General features: G+C 55.1%; 16 protein-coding genes. 4 read left to right on the forward strand and 12 right to left on the reverse strand.

Annotated elements, in window-relative coordinates; translation table 11 throughout:
* Position 1: 1 nt before the first annotated feature.
* Complete coding sequence (locus NQZ67_RS05445; protein WP_257443510.1) at positions 2-1,735, reverse strand: sensor histidine kinase; 1,734 nt, start codon at positions 1,733-1,735, stop codon at positions 2-4.
* A gap of 39 nt (positions 1,736-1,774) precedes the next feature.
* The gene (locus tag NQZ67_RS05450) at positions 1,775-3,349 is read right to left on the reverse strand and encodes a response regulator (protein WP_257443512.1); all 1,575 of its coding nucleotides are present in this window, start codon (positions 3,347-3,349) and stop codon (positions 1,775-1,777) included.
* A gap of 297 nt (positions 3,350-3,646) precedes the next feature.
* On the opposite strand from NQZ67_RS05450, the gene NQZ67_RS05455 reads away from it, so the two are divergent.
* The 4 genes from NQZ67_RS05455 (at position 3,647) to NQZ67_RS05470 (ending at position 6,510) form a co-directional block, all read left to right on the forward strand.
* Positions 3,647-4,327, forward strand: a complete 681-nt coding sequence (locus NQZ67_RS05455; RefSeq protein ID WP_257443515.1) for a GntR family transcriptional regulator — start codon at positions 3,647-3,649, stop codon at positions 4,325-4,327.
* A 23-nt stretch (positions 4,328-4,350) separates the two neighbouring features.
* Entirely contained in the window at positions 4,351-5,433 is a 1,083-nt protein-coding gene (gene uxuA / locus NQZ67_RS05460; RefSeq protein ID WP_257443517.1) for a mannonate dehydratase, read from the forward strand.
* On the forward strand, positions 5,433-6,290 hold the full coding sequence (locus tag NQZ67_RS05465) for an SDR family oxidoreductase (protein ID WP_257443519.1): 858 nt from the start codon (positions 5,433-5,435) through the stop codon (positions 6,288-6,290). Before uxuA ends, NQZ67_RS05465 begins: the two co-directional genes overlap by 1 nt.
* A gap of 94 nt (positions 6,291-6,384) precedes the next feature.
* Entirely contained in the window at positions 6,385-6,510 is a 126-nt protein-coding gene (locus NQZ67_RS05470) for a DUF6254 family protein (RefSeq protein ID WP_257443521.1), read from the forward strand.
* A 120-nt stretch (positions 6,511-6,630) separates the two neighbouring features.
* On the opposite strand, the gene NQZ67_RS05475 is transcribed toward NQZ67_RS05470, so the two are convergent.
* The 10 genes from NQZ67_RS05475 to NQZ67_RS05520 all read right to left on the reverse strand — a co-directional run bounded on the left by NQZ67_RS05475 (position 6,631) and on the right by NQZ67_RS05520 (position 13,989).
* On the reverse strand, positions 6,631-6,918 hold the full coding sequence (locus NQZ67_RS05475) for a HesB/YadR/YfhF family protein (RefSeq protein WP_257443524.1): 288 nt from the start codon (positions 6,916-6,918) through the stop codon (positions 6,631-6,633).
* A 114-nt stretch (positions 6,919-7,032) separates the two neighbouring features.
* A complete protein-coding gene (locus tag NQZ67_RS05480; protein ID WP_257443526.1) occupies positions 7,033-7,827 on the reverse strand; it encodes an ABC transporter permease in 795 nt (264 codons plus the stop codon).
* A complete protein-coding gene (locus NQZ67_RS05485) occupies positions 7,824-8,765 on the reverse strand; it encodes an ABC transporter ATP-binding protein (RefSeq protein WP_257443528.1) in 942 nt (313 codons plus the stop codon). The genes NQZ67_RS05480 and NQZ67_RS05485 overlap by 4 nt, the downstream gene beginning before the upstream one ends.
* Positions 8,762-8,974, reverse strand: a complete 213-nt coding sequence (locus tag NQZ67_RS05490; RefSeq protein ID WP_257443529.1) for a PLD nuclease N-terminal domain-containing protein — start codon at positions 8,972-8,974, stop codon at positions 8,762-8,764. The genes NQZ67_RS05485 and NQZ67_RS05490 overlap by 4 nt, the downstream gene beginning before the upstream one ends.
* Positions 8,971-9,183, reverse strand: coding sequence for a sigmaY antisigma factor component (locus tag NQZ67_RS05495; RefSeq protein WP_257443531.1), 213 nt, complete (start codon positions 9,181-9,183; stop codon positions 8,971-8,973). The genes NQZ67_RS05490 and NQZ67_RS05495 overlap by 4 nt, the downstream gene beginning before the upstream one ends.
* Complete coding sequence (locus tag NQZ67_RS05500; RefSeq protein ID WP_257443533.1) at positions 9,168-9,509, reverse strand: YxlC family protein; 342 nt, start codon at positions 9,507-9,509, stop codon at positions 9,168-9,170. Before NQZ67_RS05500 ends, NQZ67_RS05495 begins: the two co-directional genes overlap by 16 nt.
* Entirely contained in the window at positions 9,487-10,029 is a 543-nt protein-coding gene (gene sigY / locus NQZ67_RS05505) for an RNA polymerase sigma factor SigY (RefSeq protein WP_257443535.1), read from the reverse strand. The genes NQZ67_RS05500 and sigY overlap by 23 nt, the downstream gene beginning before the upstream one ends.
* Positions 10,030-11,285: 1,256 nt before the next feature.
* A complete protein-coding gene (locus tag NQZ67_RS05510) occupies positions 11,286-12,977 on the reverse strand; it encodes a PH domain-containing protein (RefSeq protein WP_257443536.1) in 1,692 nt (563 codons plus the stop codon).
* Positions 12,967-13,446 (reverse strand): PH domain-containing protein, encoded by a 480-nt coding sequence (locus NQZ67_RS05515; RefSeq protein WP_257443537.1) that lies wholly within the window; start codon positions 13,444-13,446, stop codon positions 12,967-12,969. Before NQZ67_RS05515 ends, NQZ67_RS05510 begins: the two co-directional genes overlap by 11 nt.
* Positions 13,447-13,503: 57 nt before the next feature.
* Positions 13,504-13,989 (reverse strand): hypothetical protein, encoded by a 486-nt coding sequence (locus NQZ67_RS05520; protein WP_257443539.1) that lies wholly within the window; start codon positions 13,987-13,989, stop codon positions 13,504-13,506.
* Positions 13,990-13,991: the final 2 nt, after the last annotated feature.

The following is a 13,991-nucleotide window of genomic DNA, read 5'->3' on the forward strand; positions in this document are numbered from 1 at the left end:
CTTAGTAAATCATAGGCAATCGGATTTCGACCTTTGTTCCGCTGCCCGGCTCGCTTTCAAGCTTGAAGCGGAACTCCTCCTTGTAGCACATTCTCAGACGGGAGTAAGCGTTTTTCATGCCGACGTTTTCCCTGCCCGACTCCTCTTCCTGCTGCAAGTAGCGAAGAATGTCCTCGAGCTTCTCTTCGTCCATGCCAATCCCGTTGTCGACGAGAGAGAATACGAGCGTCTCCCCCGACTGGCGGATATCGATCGTAATCAATCCGCTGCCCGCCGACTTCTCGATGCCGTGAATGCTGGCGTTCTCCACGAAAGGCAGGAACGTCATCTTCGGGATCGTGAAATCGCGAAGCGCCTCATCGACATGAATGATATATTCCAGCTTGTCGCCGAAACGGTATTTTTGAATTTCAAGGAAGCAGACGATCAGCTCGATCTCGTCGCGGATCGGCACCCAGTCGCGTCCCCAGCTGATGGACTTCCGGAATATTTTGGCCATATCCAGAATAATCTTGGCGGTCTCCTTCTCGCCTTTCATAAGGCTGCGCATGCGGATCGTCTCCAGCGCGTTAAATAGAAAATGCGGGTTGATCTGGCTGTGAAGAGCACGCAGCTGCGTCTGCTTCCGCTTCAGCTCCAGATCCTTCTTCTCGATATCGGCGATATAGACGTCGTCGATCAAGCTGCGGATCCGGTTCGTCATCCGGTTGAATTCCATCGTCAGCTGTCCGATTTCGTCCCTGGATTCCGCTTTGGGAATAGGCTCGAACGTGCCGCCCTTCACCTTCTTCATCTGCTTGAGAATGCCTACGAGCCGCTTATGAAGCGATTGCGAGATAAGCGCGATAATCAGCGTCGGGAGCACAAAATTAATGAGAGCCAAATACAAGACGAACGAGCGGGATTTATAAACCTCCTCCATCACGATCTTCTCGTTCATAACGCCTTGCATCGTCCAGTCCTTCATATATTCCCCGTTCGATAACGGCTGGCGGAAGGTTATAATGTCCGCTTGTGCGGGCATGGCCTCCATGGTCAACCGTTCCGAACGCCAATCCGCGCCTTCGTTCGTGCTGTACGTAATGGTCTCGTCCGGGCCGATCAAATACAGCTCACCGTCGAAGGCGGAATGCCGGAACAACGCGCTCATCTCGACCATGTTCAGGTCGATCTTCAGGATATGAATGTTCTCCGAAGCCGGATCATAATGGTTAAGGGCCTGAAGCATGCTGAACGAGGCGCCGTCATGGTACAGATACGGATAGCGTGTCGTCGACTCGCCGAGCATGCGGAACCAGCCCTCTTCCTTGACCTCGTCCGAAATTCGCTCGATATTGCCGGAGGTTAGAATCGTCGGATTGCTGGTATACACGGTAAGCTTGCCCACCGAGGCGTAGGTCTGGCTGTAGATCGACAACGCGCCCCGCAGGTATGCCTCGTAGGCTTCGATATAATCGATCGCCGAACCGTATTCTCGGTCGATAATATCGTTGAAGCCGGAATCCAGATAGAAATGGTAAGAGATGCCCACCAATTCGTCGAACAAGGTTTGCAGCTCGTTTTTTGTTTTTTCAAGCGTGATGTTAGCGTCCCGTATTTTCTGATTTTTAATATTCGTGGTTGTTACTTGATAGAAGATCACGTTCGTCAGGACGATCGGTATAAATACCGAAAGCACGTACATAATCAGCAGCTTGTCCCGAAGCCTGATGTCGTTGAAACGAAATTTTCTCATGCGCCTGCTCCCTCCGCCTTCGCTTCGGCCCCTGCCCCTCTATGGCTTCTCGATCAGTTTGTTCCTGTATTCCTTGGGCGTCATGCCTTCCTGCTTCACGAATTGCGCGACGAAATAATCCGCGTTCTGGAAGCCGACCTTCGACGCGACCTCGTACATCCTCAGATCGGTAAGCCGCAGAAGCTTCTTCGCCTCGGTCATTCGGATCGACAACAGAAAGTCGTTGAAATAGACGCCATAGCTCTTGCGGAAGAGCTGTCCGAGATAAACCGGGTTCATATAGAAATGCGCCGCGATCGTCTTCAAGCTGATGTTCTCGTCGTAATGCGTTTCGATATATTTGCGAATCTTCTCGATGCCGCCCTTGGATTGGTCCTGCCTGAGCTGATTAATATACTCCGACGCCTCCGTAACGAAACGTTCGAACAGCTCCTGCAGCTGCTTCGGGCCCGTGCGGCGGTGCTCCCAATTTTTCATATGACGGAAGGATGGAAGCTGCTGCGCATTCCCCTCCATCTCTTGAATCACGCGCATGATGGCAATCGCGCTTCGGTTGATCGCGCTCCAGACCGCGCCGGGATCGAAGCGGTCCTGGCGGAAGGAATCGAACATGGCTCCGATCGTCTTCATGCAGCCGGGCACGTCGTTCTCCTCCAGCTGCTCCATGAACCGGTCGTAGAACGAGTCGCTGAGGAGCTCTCCGTGAAGCGGTTTGCCGCTTATTTGGTCATAACGAAGAACCGGACGGTAGTCTTCCGCGTATTTGTGCTTAACCGTCTCGTTCGCAGTGATATATGACTGCTTGATTTCCGGTATTCCGGAGACGATCTTGCCCGCGAACAGCACGGCCGGAGCATTCAGTGTCCGGGAGAGATCGGCCGCTATGGCCCCGAGCCGGCGGTCAGGCTCCTGCTCTTCCCCCGGCTTCCAAGCGAGCAGCAGACCGCATCTGCCATCCTGCTGCTCGAACACGGGAAACTGCTGAGCTCCGCCAGGGGACGTGAGAGCCGCGCCGTCGATCTCTCCTTCTACGGACTTCGCCGCTTCCGCGACTTCTTTCATTCCGATTTCTTCGTCGTATACCTCGATCACGGCATAGCAGAACATGCTGTCAGGCTCCACGCCCAGCGCCGCGGTCGCGACGGAGGCATACTCCTCGTCCGCCGCGCCGTGAATAAGCGTATCCATGATGGAGCTGGTCAGCTGCCGGTCTTGCGTATGGCTCATCAGCTTCTTTCTGCTCAGCGTCCCCGCCAGCTTTCTTAGCGTGGCGCTAAGCTCCGCGTCGTCAATCGGTTTCAGAATATAGTCATGAACGCCGAATTGGATGGCCTGCTTCGCATAAGCGAAATCATTGTAGCCGCTAATAATTATGAACGCGGGATCGGCGTCCGGGAGCTCCACTGTCCGGCGGATCAGCTCCAAGCCGTCCATTAACGGCATCCGAATATCCGAGATGACCAAATCCGGCTTAAGCCGAACGATTTCCCGAAGCGCCTCCTCTCCGTTCTCGGCTTCGCCCGCTACGGAGAATCCGTGCTCCTCCCATTCAATCAGGCTGCATAATCCCTTTCTAACGAACATCTCGTCATCGACAAGGAGAACCTTATGCATAAGTTCAGTCTCCCCTCTCCGCATAAACCTGCTGCAATTTATAGTGAAATCGGTTACAACTCGATTATAGTCGTCCTATCCGGTCAACCGTACCCAAATAATTATAGGTTTTATACCAAAATGTTTAGGTTCAGTATTCTCCGCTGGCTCTTCATGAATACGGCGGCGAGTTTCTCTTTCCCCGTCTTCTTGCCTTGTCATCGTTTTGCGCCAACTGCAGCTCCCCTCTTTCGCACTTGTATACTTGTATGGTAGTATGTAAGAATAAACGATTTATGTTTGAAAGGAGGCATACCAATGGATTTTTTGCGCCGTCAGGGGACGCTCTCGACGAGAGATGCGGTCTACGCCTCATTAAAGGAGCAGATCTTGAGCTTGTCGCTGCCTCCCGGCACGCCTCTGTCGGAGAACGAGACGTCCCAGCAATTCCAGGTCAGCCGGACGCCTGTCCGCGAAAGCTTTATGCGGCTCGCGCAGGAGGGCCTCGTTCAAGTGCTTCCCCAGCGGGGAACGTTCGTTTCGCTCATCGATACGGCGCTCGTGGAAGAAGCCAGGTTCATGAGGGAGCATCTCGAGACGGCCGTCATCGAGCTCGCATGCGCGTCCTTCCACGCCGACGCGATGTCGCGCCTGGAAACGAACCTGGCGAAGCAGCAGGAGAGCATTCGTCAATTGGACGAAAGCGGCATGTTCGAGCTGGACGAGGAATTTCACCGCATCCTGTTCGAAGGCTGCGGCAAGAGCCACACGTGGGGCGCCCTGTCCCAGTTGACGATCCATCTGAACCGAAGCCGCAGGCTGAGACTCGCGGACGACCACAACTGGCAGCATCTGTATGAGCAGCACCTGGCGATGGCCGATGCCATTCGTTCGGGGAACGCCGAGGGGGCCAGAGGGCTGATGAAGCTGCACCTCAGCTTGAACATCGCAGACCAAGCGATGCTGAAGGAGAAGTACCCGCATTATTACAAGGATTGAACAAACGAGGAGGTTTATGCACTATGAAGATGACATTCCGATGGTTCGGCGAAGGCAATGATACGGTTCCTCTCCGCTATATCAAACAAATTCCGGGAACGGACGGCATCGTGTGGTCGCTGCATGACGTTCCCGCGGGCGAAGAATGGCCGATGGACAAAATTATGGAGCTCAAAGCGCAAGCCGACGCGGCGGGGCTTCATATCGACGTCGTTGAAAGCGTTAACGTGCATGAGGACATCAAGCTTGGCCTTCCGTCGCGCGAGCAATACATTGAGAACTACAAACGCACGATCGAGAAGCTTGGCCAAGTCGGCGTCAAAGTCATCTGCTACAACTTCATGCCGATCTTCGATTGGCTGCGCACGGACCTGCACAAGGAGATGGAGGACGGCTCCACCGCCCTCTTCTACGAGCATAGCCGCATCGCGGACGCCGATCCTTTCGCGCTCGTCGAGCAGATCAACGCGAATTCCGCGCTTACGATGCCGGGCTGGGAGCCGGAGCGTCTTCAGCATCTGACGAAGCTGTTCGAGGCGTATCAAGGCGTTACGGAAGAGCATCTGTGGGACAATCTCGCTTATTTCCTGAAGGAAATCATTCCGGTAGCCGCCGCTAACGGCATTCGGATGGCCATTCACCCGGACGATCCGCCATGGTCCATCTTCGGCCTGCCGCGCATCATGACCTGCCAGGAGAACTTCCGCAAGTTCCTGAAGCTGGTCGATCATCCGGCTAACGGCATAACGCTCTGCAGCGGCTCGCTCGGCGCGAACCCGGACAACGATATCATCTCGATGATTCACGAATTCGGCGACCGGATTCCGTTCGCGCATATCCGCAACGTCCGCCGCTACGACAACGGCGATTTTATCGAGAGCTCCCATCGCACGCAGGACGGATCCGTTGATATCGCCGGCATCGTCAAGGCGTATCACGATATCGGCTTTACGGGCTATGCACGTCCAGACCACGGACGCCATATTTGGGACGAGAAATGCCGCCCGGGCTACGGCCTTTATGACCGCGCGCTTGGCATCATGCATTTGTGGGGACTATGGGACGGATTCGAATACGCCAAAAACGGCAAAGGAGCTGAAGCGTAATGAGCAAGCAGCAGCCGATTCATGATTCGATCAGCGGGAAGGTAGCGGTCGTGACGGGAGGAGCCGGCGTGCTCTGCCGCGCCATGGCGATCGAGCTTGCCCGGCAGGGAGCCAAGGTGGCTATTCTTGGGCGCACCCAGGCGAAGAACCAGACGGTGGCCGACGAGATCGTGGCGGCCGGAGGCATCGCCATCGGCGTCGCTTGCGACGTCACCGATGCGGAAAGCACGCGCGAAGCCGCTCGGGTCGTGCTCGAGAAGCTTGGCCCTTGCGACATTCTGATTAACGGCGCCGGAGGCAATCATCCGAGCGCCAACACGACGAACGAGACTTATAAGCCGGAGGATAAGACGCTCGAAGGCGTCACCAGCTTCTTCGACCTCAGCATAACGGGCTTTCGCAACGTGCTCGATTTGAACTTCGTCGGCACGCTTATTCCGTCTCAAATTTTTGCGGAGCAGATGTTGGAACGCCAAAGTCCTGTCATTATTAATATTTCATCCATGAGCGCGCCGTCTCCGATGACGAAGGTGCCGGCATACAGCGCGGCCAAAGCGGCCATCAACAACTTCACGCAATGGCTGGCGGTGCATATGGCGGACGCGGGCATTCGGGTCAACGCGATCGCGCCGGGCTTCTTCCTGACCGAACAGAACCATAAGCTGCTTATAAACGAAGACGGATCCCTGACGCCTCGTTCGGGCAAGATCATCTCGCATACGCCGATGCGCCGCTTCGGCAAGCCGGAGGATCTGCTCGGCGTCCTGCTTTGGCTGGTGGACGACACAACCTCGGGCTTCGTTACGGGCACGACGGTTCCGGTGGACGGCGGATTTATGGCTTACTCCGGCGTGTAATAATTGGGCATAACAAAGCCCCTCGTCTCCGCGCTTTCGGCGCATGAGACGGGGGGCTTTTCGCCATTCTAACGAAGGAAGGGAGGTGGAGACCATGTCATCGTCCAAACGCCGCAGAGAGAACGCTTGGCATCAACGGAAGCATACCCAGCGTCCTACTCATGGCAAGGTCAAGTCGCTGGAAGAGCTGAGCGCGGAAGCCGATCGCTCGAATTCTTAATCTCCCTTGCCGCATTGGACAGCCGATGCGCGTAACAGCGTTCGGAATGGCCATTGCGGGCGAAAGGCGTCTCTTACCGGAATTCTACATTCCGGTAAGAGACGCCTTAAGCGTCCGTCTTCAAACGACGTTCATCTTGATCTCTTCGTATTTCTCGTCGAAAGAGATGCGAAGCTCCTTGTTGTCTACATACCAGACGTTGTCTTCTTCCATGTAAAAATTAACGCCTTCGACTTGCTGTAGCAAGCCGGGCTTCCTCGGTTCTTCTTTCGTAATGCCCAGCGACAAGCCGGGATGGACGCTGCCGCAACCGCCAAGACGAACGAAGATGCGCAAGCTGTCGCCGTCGCTCAGCCCCATCTGCTCCTTGTACCATCGTGCCGCCGCCTGCTCTACCACTAGGTTCATCGCCGTCAGCTCCTTCTTTGGTGTCAGGGCGGTCGAGCGCCCTTTGTTGATTCCATTATAACCCGCGGAGCCCTTATGTTCACACTGCTTTTTGCGGAGGGCGGCTTACATTTTTTAATCTAGTGCCGGAGAACGTCTAAGCATGGCGGCCGAGCCGATCAACCCCGCCCCGATTAACAAGACGGTGATGCCAATGGACCAACCGAAGCTGGCGAGGGCGTCGAAACCTTCCAAGCTTTGAACGGCCTGATAAGCCGAGCCCGTTATGGAGCCCGGACTCCAGCTCAAATATTTAGGCATAAGACCCGCTAGCAACGACAATAGGACAGCAAGTCCAAGCGAGGAGAAAGCAGCCCCGGCCGCGCTTCGCAGAAGCGTGCTGAATAGCAGCGTACCCGTAAGGATAAAAGTAAACCAAAGGCCAAATAAAATGTAGCTAAGGAGAAAGGGTCCGAAGGCCACCTGCTCGATCAGCAGCCAAGTGTAGTACCAGGATGCGGCGTAGCCGAGCAGGAGCGCGCCCCACGTTAGAGTCATCATGCTGATCCATTTCGCCGCGATATACGTGCCGAACGAGATCGGTTTGACGAGCACCAGAGACGTAGCCCCGCTGTTACGCTCGCCGGACACCGTGCCCATGAAGGACAACGCGAGAATAAGCAGTCCCATCACCCCGAATTGGGACAGCGTATCCGCAAGCACCTGGGCTCCGCTTGGCAATGGAATTTCGATCACCGTGCCCTCCGGCATATTTCCCGCTTTCTCAAGTATGACAGGCATATAATAGCTGGTTACGGGCTGCATAATACCAAGAACGACGAATACAAGCGGAACCCATATCAGCTTGAAGCTTCTTAGGAGCTCCAGCCATTCCTTCTGCACCAACGTCAGCAATTTACCGGCATTCATGCTCCCACCACCTTCATGAACAGATCTTCTAACGAGGAGTAGCCCGCTTCCAGACGAACAAAGCCCACTCTCTGCTTCGCCAGTTCTTCGGTTAACGCCTGCCTCGCCTTCTCCATATCGAGGACCGTCAATCGCAGCGTGCGATCCTCGAGATGCGCATCCTCTATAATCATGCGCCAAGCATCATCCGTTTGGTGCCGCTCCACGAACGATCGGGCCCATTCCATCGACGATTCCTTATCCTCCAGCTTCAGCTCGATGACAGGACGGCGGTGATCGCTTTGAATCTGGGACAGCGATCCCTGCAGGGCAACCTGACCGCTTTGAATGATGACGACATCGTCGCATAACTCTTCCGCATCGTGCAGGACATGCGTGGAGAATAATACCGTTGTCTCCTCCTTCAATTCCTTAAGGATTCCCAGCACTTCCCTGCGACCGATCGGATCCAGGGCGGACACCGGTTCATCCATGACGAGCAGTCTCGGGCGGTGAATAAGAGCCTGCGCAAGACCTAGTCTCTGCTTCATGCCGCCGGAATAACCCCCGATTTTCCGGTTAGCGGCATCGGCCAGTCCAACGCGTCCGAGAAGCTCTTTGGCCCGCGACTTTGCCTCGCCCGCGCTTAGCCCGCACAGCTTCCCCGCGTATACCGCATACTCCATGCCGCTCATCCAGTTATGGAATGCGGGCGATTGCGGCAGATAACCGAGCAGGCTTCTTTGATCCTCGCCGGGACGAAGTCCTTGGAATTCGATCTTGCCTTCCGTCGGTTTCAGCAATCCGGTTAACATCCGGATCGTCGTGGTTTTACCAGCCCCGTTCGGACCAAGCAGCGCGGTGCATCGGCCTTCCTTAATGTTGAAGCCAATGCCTTTAACCGCTTGGGTCGTACCGAAGGTTTTCACAAGACCTTCGACTTGAAGAAGACGATTCATGCTTTGATCCTCCTGCCGAATAGGAAGAAAGCGATCGGACCGAGCAAGTTGACGAAAATAATGACGAGCACCCATACAACCTTCGGCCCTCTCGTCTCCTCGGCCTTAAAGCATTGAATCAGCGCGATAACCATGAGAATGAGCTGGATGACAAAAATAGGCGCGATGATCGGAATCAGCTTGCTAATTTCCATTGTTGTTTCGTTCATTTTCTTTTCCCCCTCTGAAATAGTCGCAGTCTGACAATGAGCCAATAGAAGATAAGCGGCAGCGGGAATTGGAAGAGTCCCCATATGCCCCAGAACCAGGGCATGCTCTCTCTCTTGCGGGCATCCAAGAACAGCCATGTCGATTGCGTCAGCAGAATCGCCGCGAGCCCCAGCCAGAACCACACCGACTCCCTTAACTGTTCTTCCATGACTGCTTCCTCCTCTTCACGGAAGCCGCCGCGATGAACCCAATGGCGCCGACCGCCGAAATGCCTTGAAGCGTGACGTACCAGATCCAGCTGCGGTCAAGCAAACCGAGTATCGCGGTCAGAACAATCGCGGCGACAAGCCAGAACAAGGCAAGCTCCCGCAGCAGCTTCCTTCGATGCTGCCTGCGGTGTTCGGCGACGAAGGCTTCCAGCTGCGCCAGCTCGGGCTCCGGTCTCTCGTAGGCTTGGTCGAACTTCAACAACCCCGTCTTCACCTGCTCGTCGAACCATAGCTGTTCCTCGTCATGAGCTCCGTTCTTCTTCATCTTGGGCCATCTCCTTCCTCAGTTGCTTGATGCCTGCGTGGATTCTAGACTTGACCGTGCCTAGGGGAGTATCCAGCATATCGGCGATTTCTTCTTGGGCATATCCGTAATAATATTTGAGCAGGACGGCCATGCGGTGATTCTCGTCCAGCTGTCCCAGCGCCTCGAGCGCGTCCGGCCAGTCATTCATTCGGCCCAGCGATTCGTACCGCAGCTGACGCAGCGCGCCTTCCTCCTGCACGTACCTGCGCTCCCTCTGGCTTCTTCGCGCGCGATCGATGACGAGCCTCGACGCGATGGCGATCAGCCACGTCGAAAATTTCGCTTTCGCTTTGTAGGTCCCGATCTTTTCGATCGCTTTCAGCATCGTCTCCTGCGTAATATCCTCGGCTTTGCTCTTATCCATCGTCAGCTTCAGGACGTACTGGTAGAGGAAGGAGTAATGCAGCCGAAGCAATTCGGACAACGACCGTATGTCGCCTTTTACCGCTTGTTTTATGATTGCCGCCTCATCGTGCATGGCGTATTCTCCCATCTCTCTTGTTGTCCTTTGGTGATTAGACGACGAGGTTGTCGATTTCGTTCATTGGGGTGAAATTTTTTTTTTGCTGGCTCAACCTCTCGTCACTTTCCGCCCGCATTGCTCGCTTTGCTTGGGCGTGTTGGATAGACTACTACATCAAAACTGATCGTTACCCTCGCCTCAGTCGCTGTGCGAAGGGATCATTCCTCCGATCGCTGTTGCAAATGGATTCTTTTCATTAGGACTATTCTGCGGTTAGAATCCATTTGCAAAGGCGAGCGCTGACGCTTCTCCGGAACGTTCCCTTCGCTTCGCTTGGGCTACTGCATCCAAAACAACAGTCGATACCTCCGACTCAGTCGCTGCGCGATGGGAGCTAGCAGCTAGAGGCACCCGCGAGTCTCTAAGGCGGTAATAACGCCTTACAGCCCCGGAAAACAGCGCGCCCCTGCATTTAAGGCGTCGATATCGCCTTGCAGCGACAACTAGAGGCACATGCGAGTCTCTAAGGCGGTCATAACGCCTTACAGACTCGGAAATCAGCGCGCCACAGCTTCTAAGGCGCTGATATCGCCTTGCAGCAGCAGCTAGAGGCACATGCGAGTCTCTAAGGCGGTAATAACGCCTTACAGCCCCGAAAAACAGCGTTCCCCAGCTTTTAAGGCGTCGATATCGCCTTGCAGCGACAACTAGAGGCACCCGCGACTCTCTAAGTCGGTAATAACGCCTTACAGCCCCGAAAAACAGCCCGCCCCTGCTTTTAAGGCGCCGACATCGCCTTGCAGCAACAACTGGAGGCACACGCGAGTCTCTAAGGCGGTAATAACGCCTTACAGCCCCGGAAAACAGCGCGCCCCTGCTTTTAAGGCGCCGACATCGCCTTGCAGCGGCAACAAGAGGCACCTGCGAGTCTCTAAGGCGGTAATAACGCCTTACAGCCCCGGAAAACAGCGCGCCCCTGCTTTTAAGGCGTCGATATCGCCTTGCAGCAGCAGCTACAGGCACCTGCGAGTCTCTAAGGCGGTAATAACGCCTTACAGCCCCGAAAAACAGCGCGCCCCAGCTTCTAAGGCGCCGATATCGCCTTGCAGCAGCAGCTAGAAGCACCTGCGAGTCTCTAAGGCGGTAACAACGCCTTACAGCCCCGAAAAACAACCCGCAGCTCGAAAACGGAGACCCTGCGCAACAAAAAAGCAATGACCGCCGCAAAAGCGGCGTGTCATTGCTATTGTTCGAAAAAGGGTTAGCTTCTATTAGACGCTGATTGACTCCCCATCTCCGTCCCCTTCACCTATTCCGATTCCGTTACCTTTGCGTCCGTTCTTGCCGCTCCGGCTGAACCAGTTCCAGATCGGCTGGATAACGGATTGTTCCATTCCGGATACCGTGTAGCCGAAGGGACTGCCTAGGACGTTAACGGATAGCGCGGCGATTCCTCTGCGGCGCTGGGCGTCCGAGCGTTTCACCTTCATGACGACGATACGCGGCCTGCGAACGTAATAGGTGATGCGATGAAGGATCCGCTTACGGATCGTGAGCTGTCCGTCATGAAGCAGCAGCCCTGCCGCACGATGGCAGCTAATGCGCCACCAAAGCGTAAGAGGCACAATGGCAAGCGACCATGCGCCGACTGCCCCGAAAATCCAGATGCAGGCGATGCAGAGGCAAAGGGCGATCAGCAGCGGAATCCGCACGTAGTAGATCAGCGCTTTCCGAGGCGATAACGCCAATTGCTCCGAAGCGTGAGTCATTATGCCGGGCACGAAGCTGTGAAGCAGCTTCTGGATCTCCGTCGCTTTGATGAACGGATGGAGCATAAGCTGTTCGTTTTTGTCCGAGGACACGACCTGCAGCTTAACCTCCGCATAACCGAACGGCTGCCGGAGCCAGCTCTCGCCCACGATGACGGCCTGCACGTTCTTCGGATCGAAGAGGATGCTCTTCTTCTCGAGAAGACCATATGACAGCATCACTTGCTTGCCGTCTCGCCGCAGCGTAAACCCGCTATATTTCAATATATAGAGCAGGATCGACAGAATCCAGGCAAAAAGGATAACAACCACGGCGATTCCCACGATAAGAAAAACGCTGGGCATTGAACGGATCGAGTCCTCTACGACGTCTTCGAAAAAATGCTCCGGGAGCAGTAAATCGAGAAAATCGTCCGCAAAGGAATACAGACCGCCGATGAACGCCGCCGCCAAACCAAAGTTAAGCGAAGAGGCGGCCGCCTGGAACAGCTGGCCCGGACCTAACGTTATCTGGGCATCCGGGATGTCGATGCCTTGCGTACCGGCCGCACCATTCTGCCCGGAAAGCTTATCATTACCGGCGGCCGTCGAGCTGACATTAACGGAGGAGACCTGTCGAGTATCGAATGACGCCGCCGCTCCCACAGCATCCACGCCAGCTGACTCCGGGCCAGCAAGGCTGGCTCCCGCCCCGGACATCTCCGTGGCCGCGCCGCCAGCTTCGGTCCCCGATTCTTGACCGGCGACTGGCGTTTGCCGCCGAAGCAGCTGCTTGATCTCGTTCGCTTCCTCCGTTTTCAACGTATGCAGAATGCCGTCGGCTTTTTTGTTGCCGCCAGGCGTCTCGATTTTCAGCTGGACGACGCCCAGCAGACGCTGGATCAACGGCTGCTCTATATTGACGGAATGAATGCGGGAATAGTAGATCGTTTTCTCCTCGCGGAACAGAATGCCGGAGCGGATAATAATCCGATCTTCCTCCAGCCAGAAGCCGAACCTGCGCCAAGACAAATAACTAAGCAGCACAAAAATCAATAAAAGGCCGCCGACTCCCGCGTACCAGTACCATTTGATATCCGCCCAGTCCGGCCGCTTAAGCAGAAATACGATAATAATCGGCAGGAAACCCTTGATAATCGAAAAGACGACGAACAATATATAGGACGGATGCAGCGTACGCCGTTCATTCAGCATCGTCTTCCACCTTCGCGAGCTGTCCGATACGTCGTTTGAGCGCTTCCGCTTCTTCCTTCTTTAATCCCGCGATTTTATGAGTCGTCGCTGCCGTTACGACGGAAACCGTCGCCAGCTGGAACTTTCTCATAAGCGGGCCGCTTCCCAGCTCGACGTGCTGCACGCGCACCATCGGCACCAGCACATTGCTAATAAAGATGACGCCGGATTCGATCTCCAGCTCTTCCTCGAACAGCTCGTAGCGAAACCGTTTATACTTCACGGCAGGAACCAGCCATGTGAATATAAGGAGGAACAATACCAGCAAGCCTAAACAAATCCAAACCGGAATCCATGTCCAATCCTGCCACTTCGCGATGATCGCATACGCGATAATGAGGAGCAGGAAGATGCCGTTGCCGATGAAATCCGCAATGCGGTATGCCTTTAAATAATCGGGATGAAGCCGTTTCGTTAATTCCCTGTCCATTATGATTCTCCCCCTATTCGTTCCCCCCTCCTATTACACCAATTTTCCAATTCGCAGTCAACCTACCACCAGCTCCGCCGTGCCCTTAATTTCCCAGCTAATCGGTTCCATGACCGAAAAACGACGGGGGTGAGCCATTCTTACAATAAGTACTACACCCGGTTGCTTAAGCACCGCCTCGAAATCATAATCTTCGTTCCGATAAAAAAATGGAAATTCCCGATCATCGTTTATGACCTCGAAGACGAGAATATCCACGCGTTCCCGGAGGAAGGAACGGGCCAGCGGCTCGCCGTTCTCGTCCAGCTGCAAATTACGCTGCAAATAGAGCGCCGCGGCATCGGAGGCCGCGGAAGCATCTATTCTTGCGATGCCGTCCGCAAGAGCGGTCTTGTCCACTTGCTGGGCGGCCGCATGCGCCGCGCGGTTAACGGCGCGCTTGCCTTGGAACAGCGCCTTCATCGCCATCTCCTCCTCGATTTGCAGCGTATGCGCGCTGAGCCAGATCGCCATCATCGCCACGTACAGCACAAGCTTGTACAAGA

This window comes from Paenibacillus soyae (assembly GCF_024623455.1).
GTDB classification, from domain to species: Bacteria; Bacillota; Bacilli; order Paenibacillales; family Paenibacillaceae; genus Pristimantibacillus; species Pristimantibacillus soyae.

Excerpts from the sequence above, each read along its gene's own strand:
- NQZ67_RS05465 (WP_257443519.1), top strand. The coding sequence starts at position 5,433 with ATGAGCAAGCAGCAGCCGATTCATGATTCGATCAGCGGGAAGGTAGCG.
- NQZ67_RS05490 (WP_257443529.1), bottom strand. The coding sequence starts at position 8,974 with ATGAACGAAACAACAATGGAAATTAGCAAGCTGATTCCGATCATCGCG.
- NQZ67_RS05500 (WP_257443533.1), bottom strand. The coding sequence starts at position 9,509 with ATGAAGAAGAACGGAGCTCATGACGAGGAACAGCTATGGTTCGACGAG.
- NQZ67_RS05480 (WP_257443526.1), bottom strand. The coding sequence starts at position 7,827 with ATGAATGCCGGTAAATTGCTGACGTTGGTGCAGAAGGAATGGCTGGAG.
- NQZ67_RS05510 (WP_257443536.1), bottom strand. The coding sequence starts at position 12,977 with ATGCTGAATGAACGGCGTACGCTGCATCCGTCCTATATATTGTTCGTC.
- NQZ67_RS05470 (WP_257443521.1), top strand. The coding sequence starts at position 6,385 with ATGTCATCGTCCAAACGCCGCAGAGAGAACGCTTGGCATCAACGGAAG.
- NQZ67_RS05515 (WP_257443537.1), bottom strand. The coding sequence starts at position 13,446 with ATGGACAGGGAATTAACGAAACGGCTTCATCCCGATTATTTAAAGGCA.
- sigY (WP_257443535.1), bottom strand. The coding sequence starts at position 10,029 with ATGCACGATGAGGCGGCAATCATAAAACAAGCGGTAAAAGGCGACATA.
- NQZ67_RS05495 (WP_257443531.1), bottom strand. The coding sequence starts at position 9,183 with ATGGAAGAACAGTTAAGGGAGTCGGTGTGGTTCTGGCTGGGGCTCGCG.
- uxuA (WP_257443517.1), top strand. The coding sequence starts at position 4,351 with ATGAAGATGACATTCCGATGGTTCGGCGAAGGCAATGATACGGTTCCT.
- NQZ67_RS05475 (WP_257443524.1), bottom strand. The coding sequence starts at position 6,918 with ATGAACCTAGTGGTAGAGCAGGCGGCGGCACGATGGTACAAGGAGCAG.
- NQZ67_RS05455 (WP_257443515.1), top strand. The coding sequence starts at position 3,647 with ATGGATTTTTTGCGCCGTCAGGGGACGCTCTCGACGAGAGATGCGGTC.
- NQZ67_RS05445 (WP_257443510.1), bottom strand. The coding sequence starts at position 1,735 with ATGAGAAAATTTCGTTTCAACGACATCAGGCTTCGGGACAAGCTGCTG.
- NQZ67_RS05485 (WP_257443528.1), bottom strand. The coding sequence starts at position 8,765 with ATGAATCGTCTTCTTCAAGTCGAAGGTCTTGTGAAAACCTTCGGTACG.
- NQZ67_RS05450 (WP_257443512.1), bottom strand. The coding sequence starts at position 3,349 with ATGCATAAGGTTCTCCTTGTCGATGACGAGATGTTCGTTAGAAAGGGA.